The organism is Pseudomonas sp. HUK17 (assembly GCF_001566765.1).
Map to the genome: position 1 here is coordinate 178028 of NZ_LSMW01000015.1, position 15658 is coordinate 193685.

A 15658-nucleotide genomic window follows, 5' to 3' on the forward strand; every position below is an offset into this window, starting at 1 on the left:
CTCCGGATCAGTCGCGATAGATGGCCAGCAGGCCTTCGAGCTTGTGCACCGTGGCTTCGTCCAGCGGCGCGACCGGGGCCCGGCAGGGGCCGACCGGGACGTTGAGCAGGTCGGCGGCCTTCTTCAGTACCGACGGCATGGTGCCCAGGGCGAAGGCATCGCGCAGCGGGCGCAGCTTTTCCTGGGCGGCGCGGGCGGTGGCGTGGTCGCCGGCCTGGAAGGCGTTCCAGATGGCCATGACGACCTGGGGCACGGCATTGGCCGTGGCCGCCACCGCGCCATCGCCGCCGGCCAGCAGGTTCCAATAGATGAGGGAGTCGGTACCGGCGAAGACGGCGAAGTCATCGCTGCGGTACTTCATCATCTGCACCAGGGCGTCGAAGTTGCCCGCGCTGTCCTTGATCCCCTTGATCTGCGGATGCTGGCTCAGGGCGGCCACAGCGCCGATGCCGATCGACATGCCGGTCTTGGCCGGAATGTTGTAGAGCATGAGCGGCAGTGGGGAGGCGTCGCCAATGGCTTCGTAATGAGTGATCAGCTCTTTCTGGCTGACAGCATTAAAGTAGGGCGTGATCACCGACAGGGCATCGACGCCGCGATCCGCCATCTTTTTGTTCAGTTCAATCACTTCGTGCGTCGCGAAGGCACCGGTACCGGCTACGACCGGGACCCGGCCGCCCGCGGCGTCCACCGTGAGCTCGGCGATACGCAACTTTTCGGCTTCGGAGAGGGCGAAGAACTCGCCGTTGGTGCCCAGTACGAACAGGCCGTGGACGCCGGCGCCAATCAGGTTTTCGATCAAACCGCGCAAAGCGTTTTCATCGACACGTTGTTGGGCGTCAAAGGGGGTAACGAGGGCGGGAACGATGCCGCGGAATTTCATGGTCATGCCTACCTTGTGATTGTTCTGATCACAATAAAGCATGTTTTGATCTAATCGATCAATAGAGGCCCGATGGTTTTGCGTGGTCGATGGGCCTGTGCACCTTTGGAAAGCAACGGCCCTTCGTGAGGCCACTGTCGGCTCGGGTCGCTGGTAATAAAGAGGGATAAAGGCAACAGGAGCCTCGGCGCGTTAACCACGCGCCGCGAGGCAGGAATGTTAATGCTGCGGGCGAGGGGTAACGCTGTCGGGTCGGGACAGCTATCCCGCTGATCCTTCTGACAAAATTGTCATTCTGCAGTACCCGTTCCTGACCGAACGATCAGGATAAGTTGGCGGGGTCATCTCCTGGACCTCGAATCATGTCGCGCTTTCTTTCCTCTCTCTCCCTCACGCTGCTGGGCGCTGCCGCCCTCGGTCAGGCGCAGGCGGCGTTGCCGCAGCATCCCGATCTCGACCTCGCGGCTGCCCAGCGTCTGGCGCAGGCCGCGCCCTGCAGCGCCGCGCTCGCGGTGCTCGACCGCAGCGGTCAACTGATCCTCCTGCAACGCGATACCCGCGTCGGGCCGCACAACGCCGAGGCGGCGCGGCGCAAGGCCTTTACCGCACTGTCCACCCGTACCCCGTCGCAGGCGTTGGCCGAGCGCGCCCGGCAGAACCCGGATGCGGCCAATCTCGTCACCCTGCCCGAGTTGCTGCTGCTCGGCGGTGGCATCCCCCTCTACGAAGGCGACCAGCTGGTCGGCGCCCTGGGCATCGCCGGTGCCGGCGGTGGCGGGGCGGACGAGCGCTGTGCGCTGGCGGCCGCCGAACACCTCAATCTCACCTCCCATCCCTGAAGGAAATCTCCATGAAGACGTTTGTCCTGTTGTCTGGTCTGGCCCTGTCCGGCTTCGCGATTGCTGCACCCAATCCCCTGAGCGTCCATGTGCTCAACCTGGAAGACGGCAAGCCGTCGGCGGGGGTGCACGTGACCCTGGAGCGCCAGGTAGGGCAGGGCTGGCAGCCGCTGGCGGAGCAGGTCACCAACGAGCAGGGACGGGTGCCGGCGCTGTTTCCCCAGGAAAAGACCTTCGAGAAGGGTGAATACCGGGTGGTCTTCAAGACCGGCGACTACTATCGCCAGCAGGGTCGCAGCGCCTTCTTCCCGGAAATCCCCGTGGTGTTCGACGTCACCCAGCCGGAGCAGCACTACCATATCCCGCTGTTGCTCAGCCCCTACGGCTTCAGCACCTACCGCGGTTCCTAGGGCGCCGGCGCGGCGTAAGTCCTCGCGCCTGTCCACCGCGCTCGTACAGGCACAGTGCGGCTGGCGGCAACCTCCAGCCCTGTGACCCTGCCATGCTTGGTGAGGGCCATTCGCGAGCGGTCGAGGCCCTGCGCGAATGGCGCCTCTCCGCGCGGTATTCCTGATCGTCGGAGCGGTGTCTCCGTTAAGGGGCAATCGGTCGTTCGCGAGGCTCCACGAGCGGCGCGATGTCGCTGGGGGCAGGGCGGATCTCCGGATCGTTCCAGGCCCTGGGCCGCCTCGGCTTCTACTGGCTCACAGACAAGTCTTTTAATTGCTATGGACACCACATTCGGTACAGGCACCTTAAGTGAGTCCTAAGCGGCAAAACGTAGCGTTGGTGGCGTCATTCACCAGGGTGCTCGTTTACTTTTTATCGGTACCGTTGAATATGTATGACTAATAACCTTCGTCATTGCCGTACAGGGAGCTGGTGGTATGCCACTCGAGCAGCTTTCAAACTGCCTGTCCAAGGTCCTTGATGCCGCGCGTCCAGGTGGGTCGCCGCTGTGAGCCAGGACTTCGCGCCCTTGCGCAACAGTCAACGTGGCCCGGTGCTCCTACTGGCCTCCGGACCTTCGGCTGCCGAACTCAACCTGGACGCCTGGCAGGATGTGCCGATCATTACCATGAACGGCGCCATCGCCAAGCTGAGCGGGACCGACATCCGCCCGCTCTTCTACGTCTGCAGCGACCTGAGCTTTGCCGAGCAGCAACCTGATCTCTACGCGCGCGGAATCGAGCAGGCGCAACGGCTTGCCCTGTGGCCCGCGGCGATCGAACGGCTCGCGGAAAGCCGGCAGGCCAAGGCTCATGCGTTGCGACGAGCGCCCAGTACCCGGCTGGAACACTACCTCGGGCTGGAACGCGACCAGGCCGAACGCACGCTCACCTTGCTCAGTCGCCGAGCGCGCGACATCGGTTTCAGCCGAGACATGGACTACGGCATCTTCGATGTCCGGACCGTTGCCTTCATCGCCTTGCAACTGGCCTATCACCTGGGCTTTAGCAAGATCTATCTGGCCGGTGTCGACCTCAATGCCCGGGCCCCACGCTTCTACGAAGGCAGCACAGGCGCGAGATCGCCCTGTGGTCTGGACGAGCACCTGTACAGCCGTATCCTGCCCGGGCTCAAGGTCATGCAGGACGTCATGACCGCCGAGGGCCGTCAGGTCTTCAACCTGTCGCGCTGCAGCTGCATTCCTGCGCAACTCATCCCACGCGCCGATCTGGCCTCCGTCGAGGCGACCTGGCTGGGTCAGCGGACCCGTCAAGCCGGCTGAGAGTGCGCGTTCAGTATTCCTGTGGCGTACCGAGAAGTCTGGACGTAAGGACGGAAAGACCTTCCTCGCGCGCTCGATCAGCGCCAACCCTGGGTAAGCCCCCAGACCACTACATAGCGCGTGGTCTTGGCCAGGGTCACCACCAGTAAAAAGCGCCACAGGGGTTCGCGCATCACGCCGGCGACCAGGGTCAGCGGATCACCGATCACGGGCGTCCAGCTGAGCAGCAGCGACCACCAGCCATAGCGCTGATAGGCCGCCTGAATGCGGGCAAGCCGTTTCGGCGATACCGGAAACCAGCGGCGTTGGCGAAAGCGTTCGAGGTGGGTGCCCAGCCACCAGTTCAGCGTCGAACCGGCAACATTGCCCAGGGTAGCGGCCAGCAGCAGGAGGGGCGTGGCATAGCGTTCGGTGAGCAGCAGCCCCGCCAGAGCGGCTTCCGACTGCAGGGGCAGCAGTGTGGCCGCGCCAAAGGCGAGGGCGGCCAGCCCGAGATAGACACTTAGAGCTTCCAGGGTAGAGCTCCAGCAGGAAAGGTCATGGGAGTCTGTCTCGGGTCGGAGGAACGCCGCCGAGCATAGCGTCAGGGACGAGGCTACACCTCCTCTCCGCCCTGAGCCCCGGTGTTCAATCCAGCCTGGCGATCCAGTCCGCGACCGAATCGCCGCTGCTCATGTCCGGCTGCACCAGGCCATCGATCATGAAGGTCGGCGAGACATGGATGCCGTTCTGCCGGGCGTACTTGCAGTGCCACTTGATGGCGTGCTGCAGGTCCGGCTTGGCGAAGGCGTCGGCCAGGGCCAGGCCGCTGTAACGCTCCAGACGCGCGATGATGTCGTTGGGTGTGGCCTCACGGTTGGGCCCGGTGGCGTGATCCTTGAACTCGAACTCCTCGCGGTGGGCGGCCACCGCCGCCAAGACCGCCTTGGCACTTTCCTTGCCACCTTCCAGGGTAGCGGCGGCCAGGACGCAGCGCACCACCACCCCGGAGAACAGGTGCCAGGGCTGGGATTGCAGGCGGATCTTCAGGGTGATCCGCTCAGGGCCGGCCTGGGCCAGCAGGTCGTCGAGCTTGTTGAAGGCCTTGACCGAGAAGGGACAGGTAGGCTCGAGAAAGACTTCGAAGGTGCGGGGGCCATGGCCCCAGGTGAGGGTGTCGGCGTACATCGTGTAACTCCAACGGAAGTGAGCGAGGCGGTGCGAATGAGACCATGCGCTGCCCCTAGCGTTTTCGACTGTTCAGGACGGCGCGAGACGGCTCAGGGAATGAGTCGACGCCGACGCATGTCCTCCAGGTGCGCGAGCAAGACCTCGTCGGACCTCAGGATCATCCGCCCGAAGCCAGCCTGCCGCGCCTTGGTCACGTCGAAGATGGCGTCTTTCTCGACATGGAAGATGAAGTCGCCGAAAGCGCCGGGTGCGATCCGTTCGGGATCGGCCTCGGCCAATCCTTCGCGCTCTGCCAGCGCCTGCCAGACCGGTTTCAGTGCGGTCAGGCGCTGGGCCAGGGAGATGGGTTGCGGCTCGCCCACCTCCAGCCCGAACCAGTCGGCCAGCTGCGGCCAGACGTGACTCCAGCGGAAGACGTCGCCATTGGTGAGGTTGTAGGCGCCATCGCGTTCTTCTTCCGCTGCCCAGACCGCGGCCTCGCCCAATAGCGGCGCGGCGGTGACGTTGACCAGGGCACCGCGATAGGCCTGCTCCGTTCCGGGAAACTGCATGGCCGTGCCGGTCTCGCGACAGAGCGCGCCATAGAGGCCGATGAGGTTGCCCAGATTCATGGCTGATCCCAGGGAATGGCCGATGACGATGTCGGGCCTCAGCGCCGTCCAGCGAATGCCATCACCTTCGAGACTGCGGACGAAGTCTTCGTGGCGGAAGTAGAGATTGGGCGGGAAGTGACGACTGTCGTCTTCGCGGGCCGGCGTCTTGTAGACCCCCAGGTGAGCGCCGTAGATCTTGCCGCCCTGGACGAAGGTGATGCGGGCCAGGGGTGCTCCGGCGCTACGCACCGCGCCCACCAGGTTCTCCAGCATGGCGGCGTTCTCGTCCGCCTCCACGCCTGGATCGGGGTTCGGCTTGAGGGCGCTGTAGAAGAGATGGGTCACGCCGGCCAGATCGGCCTTGGCCGCTGCCAGGCTGTCCTGGTCCAGCAGGTCGGCGGTCAGATGGGGAAAGCGGCTTGGGCCCTGTTTCGAGCGGCCAACGGTGGTAATGGACCAGCCGGCCTTGGCGAAGGCCTCCAGCACGGCCTGGCCGATGATGCCGCTGGCACCGGCGATGAGCAGCTGTCGTTCGGTCATGGGGTCTCCGATAGGGTGTGGTGAGGCGATGAAGGGGAGACCCTTGTGCCGGGCGATTTGTCCCCGCGTCGGGCTGGACGGTAGGCGGACGAACGCTGGTGTCCTGCTCGTACAGGCAGGGTTACTGTTGCAGTACTGCCTGCTGCCGCGGAGGACCTCGCCTTGGCCAACCCGTCCCGTACGCCTGCCGCCTTTCACGCCTTGCTCAGCGAACTCGTGGTCGCCCTTGGTATGCCTGCCGCCCAGGCGACGAACCTGCAGGTCCTGGGCGACGACAGCCTGGCCTCCTGCTTCCCGGTCAGCGATCTCGCCACGGCGGCGATCGGGGTCGCCGGCCTGGCCACCGCCGATCTGCTGGCCGAAGGGGCGCCCGGATTGCCGGTACAGGTGGACCGACATCTCGCCGCGGCCTGGTTCAAGACGTCCCTGCGTCCCCTGGGCTGGGAGTTGCCCGCCGTCTGGGATCCCATCACGGGTGATTACCGCACCTGTGACGGCTGGCTACGGTTACATGCCAATGCGCCCCACCACCGCGAGCGTGCCCTTGCCGTCCTGGGCTGTGCCAACCGCCAGGACGCCGTGGTACAGGCCACGGCCGGCTGGTCGGGCGAAGCCTTGGAGACGGCCATCGTCAACGCCGGAGGTTGCGCGGCGAGGCTGCGCAGCCAGGCGGAGTGGCAGGCGCATTCCCAGGGGCAAGCGGTGCGCGCCGAACCGCTGATCGCCCAGGAATGGACAGCCATTGCCACCGCGCGCGACTGGCGCCCTGATCCACAACGCCCCTTGCAGGGCATTCGCGTCCTCGACCTGACCCGCATCCTCGCCGGGCCCATCGCCACCCGCCTGCTGGCCGGGCTGGGCGCCGAGGTGCTGCGGATCGATCCGCCCGCCTGGGACGAACCGGCCCAGGCGCCCGAGGTCACCCTGGGCAAGCGCTGCGCGCGGCTCGATCTCAGGCGGCCCGCCGACCGCCAGAGGTTCGCGGCGCTGCTGGCCGAGGCGGACATCCTGGTTCACGGTTATCGCGCTGATGCGCTGGAGCAGCTGGGTTATGGAGACGTACAGCGACGCGCGCTCAATCCCAGCCTGATCGATGTGTCCCTCTGTGCCTACGGCTGGAGTGGTCCTTGGGCACTACGACGGGGCTACGACAGCCTGGTGCAGATGTCCTGCGGCATCGCAGCGGCTGGCAGTGCCTGGCAAGGGGTGGAGACGCCGGTACCCTTGCCGGTGCAGGCGCTCGACCATGCCACTGGCTATCTCATGGCTGCCGCTGCCCTGCGCGGGCTGGCACGGCGTCAACGGGAAGGGCTGGCAGTGACGGCGCGGCTGTCCCTCGCCCGTACCGCCGTGCTGCTGACCGAGCGACCAGGTGCGAGCGGTGGACCGATGTATCGAGGACCCGAGGCGCAGGACTACGGTGACGCTCGGGAACCCACCGCCTGGGGACCGGCGGTGCGCCTGCGGGCGCCGCTCAGGATCGGCGCGGTCGAGCTGCAGTGGCGTCGCCCCGCGACGCGACTCGGCTCCGCCACGGCGGACTGGGGGCGCTAGCGGCAGCAGATCCCTTCTGCCACCGCTCGTTGGGTCAGTCCAGGTCGCTGGCCGAATGCCGCTCGGCCAGTTGCTCGCCCGGCTCACCCCAGGTGCGATTGACCCTACGGCCACGCTGCACCGCCGGCCGCGCGGCGATGGCCTGGGCCCAGCGCTGCACGTGCTGGTAGTCCTGCACGGAAAGGAATTCCGCGGCGTTGTACAACTGACCCAGCACCAGGTTGCCGTACCAGCTCCAGATGGCGATGCCGGCGATGCCGTAGTCCTCGCCGGCCACATAGCGGCGCTCGGCCAACAGGCGGTCGAGGACATCGAGCTGGCGCTTGGCTTCCATGGCGTAGCGGTTGATGGGGTATTCGAGCTTTTCCGGCGCATAGGCATAGAAATGCCCGAAGCCGCCACCCAGGAAGGGCGCCGAACCCATCTGCCAGAACAGCCAGTTCAGCGTCTCGGTGCGACCGGCGTGATCCTTGGGAATGAAGGCGCCAAAGCTGTCGGCGAGATAGAGCAGGATGGCGCCGGACTCGAAGACACGCAGCGGTTCGGCGCCGCGACGATCCACCAGGGCCGGGATCTTGGAGTTCGGGTTGATCTCGACGAAACCGCTGGAAAATTGATCACCTTCCCCGATACGGATCAGCCAGGCGTCGTATTCGGCGTCGGTGTGCCCTAGCGCCAGCAGTTCCTCCAGCAGGATGGTCACCTTCATGCCATTGGGCGTACCCAGGGAGTAGAGCTGGAAGGGGTGCTCGCCGACTGGCAGCTCCTGGTCATGGGTCGCGCCGGCGATGGGGCGGTTGATGCTGGCGAAGTTGCCGCCGGAGGTAGTGGGGGTCCAGACGCGTGGGGGCGTGTAGGGTTCGCTCATGGTGGCTCTGTCCTCGGTCGACACGGATGGGTAGTTCGATCATAACCGAACTTTGCGCCAGGTCTGTTCAATGGCTCTCAAGCTGGCAACAAACCGGATCAAGGAAAGCCGTTCAGGCGTTCTGTTCGGTCAGGCGCTGCACCGTCAGGCTACGGTATTGCCGCGGGGTCATGCCTTTGAGCTGGTGGAAGCGTCGATTGAAGTTGGAGATGTTGTTGAAGCCGGCCTCGAAGCAGATATCGGTAACCGGCATGCTGCTGTGGGAGAGCATCTCGCAGGCCTTGCTGATGCGCAGGCTGTTGACGAATTCGACGAAGGTGCGACCGGTAGCCTGACGGAAGAAGCGGGAAAAATAGGTGGGCGTCATGCCCAGGTGCTCGGCCACTTCTTCCTGGGTGAAGTCACGCTGGTAGTGATCGAAGATGAAATTCAGCGCCCGGTTGGTGCGATCCACCGCCTGTTCGCTGGCCGTGGCCGGTTCGACGCTGCCGGACAGCAGCTGATAGCGCTCCGACGTGGCCAGCGCCTCCATCAACACCAGAAAATGGCCGAGGCGGGTGGCACCGCCGCTCTCGGAGATCTGCTGCAGCAACACCTCGGCGCGGGCGATCAATTGCGGATCCTGGAATTCGATGCCATAGCGGGCACGTTCCAGCAGCGGTGCCAGGCCGCTAAGTTCGGGAAACACCGCCGTGGCGTTATCCACCGTCTCGTTGGTGAAGTTGACCAGCATGTCGCGCTTGGCCACCACCTCGCCCTCGGCGACGCGGCTGATCCAGTTGTGTGGCAGATGCGGACCGGTCAGGAACAGGCTGCCCGGATAGAAGTTGCCGATATAGTCGCCAATGAAGGCGGTCCCCGAACTGGCCACGATCAGGTGCAGCTCGTATTCCTTGTGGAAATGCCAGCGCACCAGCGGGCAGGGAAAGCCATGCTCCCGGTAGATGACCGAGTGACCGCTCAGGTCCTCCATCAACTCGTAGGAAGGGTTGTTCTTGCGCAAGGCCTGACTCATGGACCGCCCCGTCATTGTTCTTGGTCCTGATCCTGGCCCTGTTCGCGCCACCGTGCAACCCCGCCTCACCCTGCCCGCAGGACTACCGCCGCACGCAGCTTGCCGCGACCAAAGCGACTCATCTTGTCGAATTCGGCGTGGGACACGGGAATGTGCTGGCAGTCCAGTTCGCGACGGTGCTGGCTGTGGTCGACATCGGGATCGTGCAGGTAGACGAAGTCCTCGTCGCAGTCGGTGACCAGCACCCAATGAGGTCCCTTGGCCTTGGTCAGCCGGAAGGAGCTGATCAACACCAGTGGAAAAGCGCCCTCGGCGACCCAGGCGGCCACGTCCAGGCGGGTACGGTAGAGCCGCTCGATGGGCGATTGCTTGACCTCGGCGCTGAAGTCCTCGTGCACCAGACGCATGACCTCCTTCTTCTCCTCGCTGCGCACGCCGTCGAGGAACAGCGGGCCGCGCGTATTGACCTGCAGGGTCACCTTGAAGCCACGGCGCAGCGCCGCCAGGGCCAAGCCATGGGGGCCGCAACCACCATGGCCCGCAGTCATGTAGATGGTCGTGGCTTCGCGCCACAGTCGCAGCTCCTCGCGCCGCTCCAGCGGGCGGCCCGGCTGCAGCGCGCCCATGGCCATCAGCAGGCTGGCCGGGCCGCAGGTGAAGTCGGTGGTCTGACGATAGAAGGGCACCGGTCGGGCCTGGCCCTCGCGCGGCTGGCGGATGCGCTTCTCGAAGCGCAGCGCCTGGCTGTGGTCTTCGTAATAGTCCTCCACCGTGGCGAAGGGCAGATAGCCGTTGCGCTCGTAGAGGGCGATGGCGGCGGCGTTGTCCGGTCGGACCTCCAGGCGCAGGTAGGCGCAGTCGCGCTCCACCGCCTCGGCTTCGGCAGCCTCCAACAGGCGCTGGCCCAGGCGATGACCGCGCGCGTCCGGATCGACGGCGATGGAATAGAGCCGGGCGAGAGAAGTGTTCTGGTGGAACAGCACCAGGGCGTAACCGGCCACCTGGCGGTCGTTTTCCGCCAGGATCAGGACCGCGTTCGCACGGGTGAGCATGTAGTGGAAATTGCGCCGGGAAAGGCGGTCATAGCTGAAGCAGCGGGCTTCCAGATCGACCAGTGCCGCCAGATCGTCCAGCCCGGCGGGCCTGAGCATGAAACTCATCGCGAAGGATTCTCCTGGAGCAGAGCGGGCAGCCTGGCATGGTTAAGCAACGGTTAATAGCACCCGCGTTACAACAGTTGGAGTGGTCCGGCGGCATCCGGGTTTCCACCGGGACCACGCCCCGCAACCAGGAGGTCCAGTGAGCAAGCTGTATATCGTCGTGGAACGCAAGGAAGACTGGTCGTCCTACTATCCCAGCGAAGACGTCATCACCGCCCAGGAATACCTGGAGCAATCCAACGAACAGGACAATGGCAAACGCGTGCAGGTGATCAACCTCTGCCGCAGCCAGAAGTACCTCGGCCACGGCTACTACTGTTCGCTGCTCGCCGAAGCCCGGGGGCACAAGGTCATCCCCTCGGTGCGTACCATCAGCGAACTGGCGCGCAAGTCGCTCTATGGCCTGGCGCTGGAGGACCTGGACAAGCTGCTGACCAAGGCGCTGGCCGGTCATCCCTACGGTAGCGCCGACGGCTTCACCCTCACGCTCTATTTCGGCAACACCGACATCGCGCCTCTACAGGATCTGGCGCGCCAGGTATTCGAGGCCTTTCCCTGTCCGCTGCTGCTGGTGGAATTCCGCCGCGACCGCGCTGGCTGGCACATCGGCGGCCTCAAGCTGGGCAGCATCCACAAGCTGCACGAACAGCAGGAAGATCAATTCGCCAACGCCCTTGACGGTTTCAGTCGCCGCGTCTGGCTCAAGCCGGGGCGGCGTGAAAAATATCGTTTCGACCTGGCCATCTTGCATGACCCCAAGGAAGCCTTTCCGCCGTCAGATGCCAAGGCGCTGAAGAATTTCGTGCGCGTCGGCAAGCACCTGGGGCTGGACGTGGAGCTGATCGAAAAGAAGGATTACGCGCGGCTGGGTGAATTCGACGCCCTGTTCATCCGCGAGACCACCGCTATCGACCACCATACCTATCGCTTTGCCAAGAAGGCCGAAAGCGAGGGTCTGGTGGTGATGGACGATCCACGCTCGATCCTCAGATGCACCAACAAGGTCTATCTGGCCGACCTCTTGCGCGCCCACAAGCTGGACATGCCGGCGACCGAGATCCTCTACAAGGACAATCCCGGCCAGCTCGAAGGCCTCGGCGAGCGGCTGGGCTTTCCGCTGGTGTTGAAGATTCCCGATGGCTCCTTTTCCCGGGGCGTCATCAAGGTCGAGGACGCGGCGCAGCTGCGCAAGGCCAGCGCCGAGCTGTTCGAGCGCTCGGTGCTGCTGCTGGCCCAGGAGTTCTTCTACACCGAATACGACTGGCGCATCGGTGTGCTGAACCAGGAGCCGATCTTCGCCTGCCAGTACTTCATGTCCAAGGGCCACTGGCAGATCTACGACCACAGCGCCAGCGCCACCGAGGTCAGCGGCGATTTCCGCACTCTGGCGGTGCAGGACGCGCCCCATGCGGTGGTCGAACTGGCGGTACGCACCGCCAATCTGATCGGCGATGGTCTCTATGGCGTGGATCTGAAACAGGCGGGCGACAAGCTGGCGGTGATCGAGGTCAACGACAACCCCAACATCGATTGCGGGGTAGAAGATCTGGTGCTCAAGGACGATCTCTACGCCCTGGTGCTGGAGGAATTCATCCGGCGGCTGGAATCGCAACGCGGCGGACAACCCTGGTAACGCGCCAGGGTCGTGGAGGGGTAGGTTGGGTTGAGCGTAGCGAAGCCCAACAGTCCAGGCTGACTCCGCTATGTTGGGCTTCGACGGTAGAACCGCCTCAGCCCAACCTACGGAAACGGGCTCAGGCGCCGTGGCACTTCTTGAATTTCTTCTCGCTGCCGCACGGGCAGGGATCGTTGCGACCCACTTCCTTCAGCGGATTGCGCACCGGCTCCTGGGCATGACCATGGTTGCAGTGCGGGCCGTGGACGTGGTGCCCATGGCCATGGTCGTGATCGTGGTCGTGATTGCAATCGGGACCGTGGACGTGTTGGTTCATCTCATAACTCCGGGATGTAGGCGCCAGGCACGAACTGTCCCTGGCGAGAAAAATGGACACTGCGGCCGAACAGCCAACCGGTCTTCACCCGGCCACGCAGGCGGTAACTGATCGGCTGCTCAGGGTCTTCGAGCATGCGGCCCACGTCCTTCACGTAACGCCACAGATTGGTCTGCACCGGTACGGAGAAGCTGCGTCGACCGTTGGCGGGAACTGACGCATGCAGGTTGGCGACGCCCTGGGACAGCAGCAGATCGTTCAGGTAGACGGTGTAGGCCAGGCTACGTACGGGCAGGGCGCTGTCGTTGGGATTCTGGACGCGGAAGTGCAGCACGAAATCCTGGCTCCACAGCCGCGCACGGATCAGCTCCACGCCGGTCAGTTCGACCTGAGGCTCGTCATAGTTGCGCCCGATGTAGGTACAACCGCCAAGGCTGCTCAGCAGGACGCCGAGCAGGGTGATGAACAAGGCCTGGCGAAGCATGCGGCACTCCCGTTTTCTGCGCAGTTTAACAAGCACCGATTGCTGCACAAGTCGGGGCCGCTTCGGCACAGGCTAACAAAAAAACGCCTGGGCCAGGCGACCGTGCGGACTGGACCACTCCGGCGCGACGTTGCATCCTGCAGCTCTTGCCGTGACCGAGGAGGTTGTCATGTCCGCCGTGCTCTATGAAATCGCCTTCCAAGGCGAACTGGTCGCTGGCGCCGATGCGCAGCAGACCCGACAGAATCTGATGCGTCTGTTTCAGGCGGATGAACAGCGCATCGCCGTGCTCTTTTCCGGTCGCCGCATGATCATCAAGAACCGCCTCGATGCCGCCACGGCCGAGCGCTATCGCGCCACCCTGGCCCAGGCGGGGGCGCTGGTGGAGGTCGTGCCCATGGCCGAGACGATCGAGCCGGCTGCCGCACCTGCCGAGTCGCGGGGGCCTACCCCAGCCCCCGCGGCGACCGCCTCGCGACCTTCCGCCGAGCGTGGATCTCTGTCGGTTGCTCCCCGGGATGCCGTGATGGCGGCCTTCGTTGATATCCAGGCGCCGGATTTCGGCCTGGCACCGGTGGGCGCCGATCTCCAGGATGAGGCCGCACCCGTGGCGTCGCCGCGAGTCGATCTCTCACACCTGAGTCTGGCGCCGGTGGGCAGCGACCTGGGGCCGGCGTCCGAGCCGCTACCCGTAGCGGTCCCTGATACCGATCACCTGACGCTGGTCAAGGAATGAGCGCGGCCGGCGTTACAGGAAGCCGGCGCAGCACTTCTTGAACTTGGCGCCGCTGCCACACAGGCAGGCGTCGTTGCGACCCGGCAGGGGGCGTACGGTCGGATCGAGGAAGTACCAGCGTCCCTCGCGCTGGACGAAGCCCGAGTGCTCTTCATGGCGATGGGCGCCGCGCCCATCCTCCCAGCGCGCCACGAAGCTGACCCGGGCATGGGCGGGATCCCCCGGCTCGGGGCGATGCTCCAGCACCTGCAACCCTTGCCAGCGACTGCCCAGACTCCAGGCCGCCAGGGCCTCCCGGTCCAACTGCTCCTGCTGGGCAGGCGCCGTGGTGGTTACCAGGTAGTCGATCAGCCCTAGCACATAGGCGCTGTAGCGCGAACGCATCAGCCATTCGGCATTGGGCGCCGGAGTTCCGGCATGAAAGGCTCCGCAACAGTCGCCGAGCGAGCGGTCCGAGCCACAGGGGCAGGGGGCCATTAGTTGCATCTCACCACCAGTACTTGCCGAAATTCTGCGGATTGGCCCAGAACTTGGCATTGAGCCAGTCCGGGACCTGCTTGTAGTCGTGCAGATCATAGCTGAACAGGGTGACCACCTGGCCCTCGCGGGCGAAGCGCTCGCTGGCCTGCAGGGCGAGGGCGTAGAAGTCTGTCACCTGCCAGTCGCTGGCGGCCAGGTCCACCAGCACCGCCAGGCGCGAGGTGTTGAGGTTGCGCAGGCCGCCGAGCAATTCGCGGCCCTGGCGCAGCGGCAGGTGTTCCAGGCAATCGGCGACGATCACCAGGTCGTAGCGCTCGGCCAGCAGCGCTGGGTCATCCAGGGGCACCGCTGCCTGCACCACCTGGCAGTGCGGATGGGCCTCGGCATAGGCCTCAAGCGCTGGCAGCGGCTCGCGCGCCACACAGAGCAGGCGCTTGGGCTGGTGGTGCTCGAGCAGGCTTGCCAGAGCCTGTTGCGGGGTGCGGGAGGAGAATATGTTTGCCATTAAGGGAACCCTAATCAAATCGCGATTGACTAAGCAACCAGCGTTGTCAAGATGTGTACGCCACCATTAGTCTGACAGCGCCATAAAACGAAAGACGAGCCTAACTCGCGGCACCCGGTCTATAGGAGACCCTTCATGAGCAAGAGCATCGCAAGGACAGCTTTACCCCTCATCCTGGCAAGCACCGTGCTGGCTGGTTGTGCGGGCGGCGTACAGAAATCCGATTGGCCGGTGTGCGCAGCGGTCGGCGCCCTGGTCGGCGGCGCGGCAGGTGCTACTCAGAGCGGTAACGTCGCCGGCATGGCGGCCCTGGGTATCGGCACCACCGCTGGCGCCTATTGCTGGGTGCATGGTAAGGGCAACGAGCAGGTCGCTCGCATGGAACCCGCCCCGGCCCCGGCTCCGGCGCCCGCACCGGCTCCCGCACCGGCACCGCTGCCCAAGCAGGAAGTGATCACCGCCCGTGACCTGCACTTCGCCTTCGACTCCGCCGAGGTCAGCCCGCAGGATCGTGCTCAGCTCGATGGTATCGCCGGCCGTCTGCGTGGCGAAGCCGCCAGCACCCGCCTGTCGATCACCGGTCACACCGACAGCAAGGGTACCGATGCCTACAACCAGCGTCTGTCCGAGCGTCGTGCCAAGTCGGTCAGCAACTACCTGATCCAGGCCGGTGTGCCGGCGGCCAGCGTCGTGTCCGTGAAGGGCATGGGCGAGCGTCAGCCAATCGCCACCAACGAGACCGCTGAAGGCCGTGCCACCAACCGCCGCGTCGAAATCCAGATCGACCGCGAGTGATGCACCGGCGGCGGACCCTGGTCCGCCGCCTTTACTTTTTCCGGCGATAGGCGTTATGGTCCGATCCATCTCGTCCTCCTGCTGGAATCCATGAAAACCCTGTCCCTTACCGGCAAAGTCCTCCTCCTGCTGTTCTGGCTCGCCGCAGCCGCCGCCCTCGCTCTGCCTCTCGCTCGTCCTTTCCCCGAATTGCTCGCGCTGGTCGCCCTGGCCCTGCTGCTGCTCCATCTGGGCGAAGTCTTCGCCAGCCGTCGTGCCTTGCGTCTGCGTCGCCACCCCTGGCTCGACCGCCTGAGCCTGTTGATCTTTGGCGCCTTTCATCGCCTGCCCCCTCAGCTGCCGAGCGCCTGAT

General features: G+C 64.9%; 19 protein-coding genes. 8 read left to right on the plus strand and 11 right to left on the minus strand.

Annotation, left to right across the window (positions count from 1 at the left end):
• Positions 1-7: 7 nt before the first annotated feature.
• Positions 8-883: a 4-hydroxy-tetrahydrodipicolinate synthase gene (gene dapA / locus AX284_RS11135; protein ID WP_082731549.1), complete on the minus strand. Its 876-nt coding sequence runs from the start codon at positions 881-883 to the stop codon at positions 8-10.
• A gap of 362 nt (positions 884-1245) precedes the next feature.
• On the opposite strand from dapA, the gene AX284_RS11140 reads away from it, so the two are divergent.
• The 3 genes from AX284_RS11140 to AX284_RS11150 all read left to right on the plus strand — a co-directional run bounded on the left by AX284_RS11140 (position 1246) and on the right by AX284_RS11150 (position 3454).
• Complete coding sequence (locus AX284_RS11140; RefSeq protein WP_068385447.1) at positions 1246-1722, plus strand: GlcG/HbpS family heme-binding protein; 477 nt, start codon at positions 1246-1248, stop codon at positions 1720-1722.
• Between the two features lie 11 nt (positions 1723-1733).
• A complete protein-coding gene (gene uraH, locus AX284_RS11145; RefSeq protein ID WP_064306604.1) occupies positions 1734-2132 on the plus strand; it encodes a hydroxyisourate hydrolase in 399 nt (132 codons plus the stop codon).
• A gap of 548 nt (positions 2133-2680) precedes the next feature.
• Positions 2681-3454, plus strand: a complete 774-nt coding sequence (locus AX284_RS11150; RefSeq protein WP_017638827.1) for an LPS biosynthesis protein — start codon at positions 2681-2683, stop codon at positions 3452-3454.
• A 77-nt stretch (positions 3455-3531) separates the two neighbouring features.
• Here the strand turns inward: AX284_RS11150 and AX284_RS11155 are convergent, their stop codons facing one another.
• From AX284_RS11155 to AX284_RS11165, 3 genes are all read right to left on the minus strand, one after another.
• Positions 3532-3969 (minus strand): YqaA family protein, encoded by a 438-nt coding sequence (locus tag AX284_RS11155; protein ID WP_037062948.1) that lies wholly within the window; start codon positions 3967-3969, stop codon positions 3532-3534.
• A gap of 112 nt (positions 3970-4081) precedes the next feature.
• Positions 4082-4621 (minus strand): DsbA family protein, encoded by a 540-nt coding sequence (locus AX284_RS11160; RefSeq protein WP_064306603.1) that lies wholly within the window; start codon positions 4619-4621, stop codon positions 4082-4084.
• 92 nt (positions 4622-4713) lie between these two features.
• Positions 4714-5757, minus strand: a complete 1044-nt coding sequence (locus tag AX284_RS11165; RefSeq protein WP_064306602.1) for an SDR family oxidoreductase — start codon at positions 5755-5757, stop codon at positions 4714-4716.
• Positions 5758-5919: 162 nt separating this feature from the next.
• Here AX284_RS11165 and AX284_RS11170 point away from each other — a divergent pair, with 162 nt between their 5' ends.
• A complete protein-coding gene (locus tag AX284_RS11170) occupies positions 5920-7311 on the plus strand; it encodes a CoA transferase (protein WP_082731547.1) in 1392 nt (463 codons plus the stop codon).
• Positions 7312-7345: 34 nt separating this feature from the next.
• Here the strand turns inward: AX284_RS11170 and yghU are convergent, their stop codons facing one another.
• The 3 genes from yghU to AX284_RS11185 form a co-directional block, all read right to left on the minus strand.
• Entirely contained in the window at positions 7346-8179 is an 834-nt protein-coding gene (yghU, locus tag AX284_RS11175; protein WP_068385450.1) for a glutathione-dependent disulfide-bond oxidoreductase, read from the minus strand.
• Positions 8180-8291: 112 nt separating this feature from the next.
• The gene (locus tag AX284_RS11180) at positions 8292-9194 is read right to left on the minus strand and encodes an AraC family transcriptional regulator (protein ID WP_017638820.1); all 903 of its coding nucleotides are present in this window, start codon (positions 9192-9194) and stop codon (positions 8292-8294) included.
• A 65-nt stretch (positions 9195-9259) separates the two neighbouring features.
• A complete protein-coding gene (locus AX284_RS11185; protein ID WP_068385453.1) occupies positions 9260-10354 on the minus strand; it encodes a GNAT family N-acetyltransferase/peptidase C39 family protein in 1095 nt (364 codons plus the stop codon).
• A 139-nt stretch (positions 10355-10493) separates the two neighbouring features.
• On the opposite strand from AX284_RS11185, the gene AX284_RS11190 reads away from it, so the two are divergent.
• Positions 10494-11987 (plus strand): RimK family protein, encoded by a 1494-nt coding sequence (locus AX284_RS11190; RefSeq protein WP_064306599.1) that lies wholly within the window; start codon positions 10494-10496, stop codon positions 11985-11987.
• A gap of 121 nt (positions 11988-12108) precedes the next feature.
• Here AX284_RS11190 and AX284_RS11195 read toward each other — a convergent pair whose 3' ends face one another.
• Together AX284_RS11195 and AX284_RS11200 are read right to left on the minus strand one after the other, a co-directional pair.
• Positions 12109-12306 (minus strand): SEC-C metal-binding domain-containing protein, encoded by a 198-nt coding sequence (locus AX284_RS11195; RefSeq protein WP_017638816.1) that lies wholly within the window; start codon positions 12304-12306, stop codon positions 12109-12111.
• Position 12307: 1 nt separating this feature from the next.
• Positions 12308-12790 (minus strand): LEA type 2 family protein, encoded by a 483-nt coding sequence (locus AX284_RS11200; protein ID WP_064306598.1) that lies wholly within the window; start codon positions 12788-12790, stop codon positions 12308-12310.
• Positions 12791-12959: 169 nt separating this feature from the next.
• On the opposite strand from AX284_RS11200, the gene AX284_RS11205 reads away from it, so the two are divergent.
• The gene (locus AX284_RS11205; protein WP_068385456.1) at positions 12960-13526 is read left to right on the plus strand and encodes a hypothetical protein; all 567 of its coding nucleotides are present in this window, start codon (positions 12960-12962) and stop codon (positions 13524-13526) included.
• Between the two features lie 12 nt (positions 13527-13538).
• On the opposite strand, the gene AX284_RS11210 is transcribed toward AX284_RS11205, so the two are convergent.
• Together AX284_RS11210 and AX284_RS11215 are read right to left on the minus strand one after the other, a co-directional pair.
• Entirely contained in the window at positions 13539-14003 is a 465-nt protein-coding gene (locus AX284_RS11210) for a YchJ family protein (protein WP_202401800.1), read from the minus strand.
• 10 nt (positions 14004-14013) lie between these two features.
• A complete protein-coding gene (locus AX284_RS11215; RefSeq protein WP_068385463.1) occupies positions 14014-14511 on the minus strand; it encodes a DUF6231 family protein in 498 nt (165 codons plus the stop codon).
• Positions 14512-14646: 135 nt separating this feature from the next.
• Between AX284_RS11215 and AX284_RS11220 the strand changes: the two genes are divergently transcribed.
• A complete protein-coding gene (locus tag AX284_RS11220; RefSeq protein ID WP_064306594.1) occupies positions 14647-15306 on the plus strand; it encodes an OmpA family protein in 660 nt (219 codons plus the stop codon).
• A 90-nt stretch (positions 15307-15396) separates the two neighbouring features.
• A complete protein-coding gene (locus tag AX284_RS11225; RefSeq protein WP_017638810.1) occupies positions 15397-15657 on the plus strand; it encodes a DUF1145 domain-containing protein in 261 nt (86 codons plus the stop codon).
• The last annotated feature ends 1 nt before the right edge of the window (position 15658 follow it).

Bases quoted from the DNA above. Each gene is read 5' to 3' on its own strand.
- AX284_RS11160 (WP_064306603.1), bottom strand. From the start codon at position 4,621: ATGTACGCCGACACCCTCACCTGGGGCCATGGCCCCCGCACCTTCGAA.
- AX284_RS11215 (WP_068385463.1), bottom strand. From the start codon at position 14,511: ATGGCAAACATATTCTCCTCCCGCACCCCGCAACAGGCTCTGGCAAGC.
- AX284_RS11140 (WP_068385447.1), top strand. From the start codon at position 1,246: ATGTCGCGCTTTCTTTCCTCTCTCTCCCTCACGCTGCTGGGCGCTGCC.
- AX284_RS11205 (WP_068385456.1), top strand. From the start codon at position 12,960: ATGTCCGCCGTGCTCTATGAAATCGCCTTCCAAGGCGAACTGGTCGCT.
- AX284_RS11180 (WP_017638820.1), bottom strand. From the start codon at position 9,194: ATGAGTCAGGCCTTGCGCAAGAACAACCCTTCCTACGAGTTGATGGAG.
- AX284_RS11210 (WP_202401800.1), bottom strand. From the start codon at position 14,003: ATGGCCCCCTGCCCCTGTGGCTCGGACCGCTCGCTCGGCGACTGTTGC.
- uraH (WP_064306604.1), top strand. From the start codon at position 1,734: ATGAAGACGTTTGTCCTGTTGTCTGGTCTGGCCCTGTCCGGCTTCGCG.
- AX284_RS11185 (WP_068385453.1), bottom strand. From the start codon at position 10,354: ATGAGTTTCATGCTCAGGCCCGCCGGGCTGGACGATCTGGCGGCACTG.
- yghU (WP_068385450.1), bottom strand. From the start codon at position 8,179: ATGAGCGAACCCTACACGCCCCCACGCGTCTGGACCCCCACTACCTCC.
- dapA (WP_082731549.1), bottom strand. From the start codon at position 883: ATGAAATTCCGCGGCATCGTTCCCGCCCTCGTTACCCCCTTTGACGCC.
- AX284_RS11220 (WP_064306594.1), top strand. From the start codon at position 14,647: ATGAGCAAGAGCATCGCAAGGACAGCTTTACCCCTCATCCTGGCAAGC.
- AX284_RS11225 (WP_017638810.1), top strand. From the start codon at position 15,397: ATGAAAACCCTGTCCCTTACCGGCAAAGTCCTCCTCCTGCTGTTCTGG.
- AX284_RS11195 (WP_017638816.1), bottom strand. From the start codon at position 12,306: ATGAACCAACACGTCCACGGTCCCGATTGCAATCACGACCACGATCAC.
- AX284_RS11200 (WP_064306598.1), bottom strand. From the start codon at position 12,790: ATGCTTCGCCAGGCCTTGTTCATCACCCTGCTCGGCGTCCTGCTGAGC.
- AX284_RS11165 (WP_064306602.1), bottom strand. From the start codon at position 5,757: ATGACCGAACGACAGCTGCTCATCGCCGGTGCCAGCGGCATCATCGGC.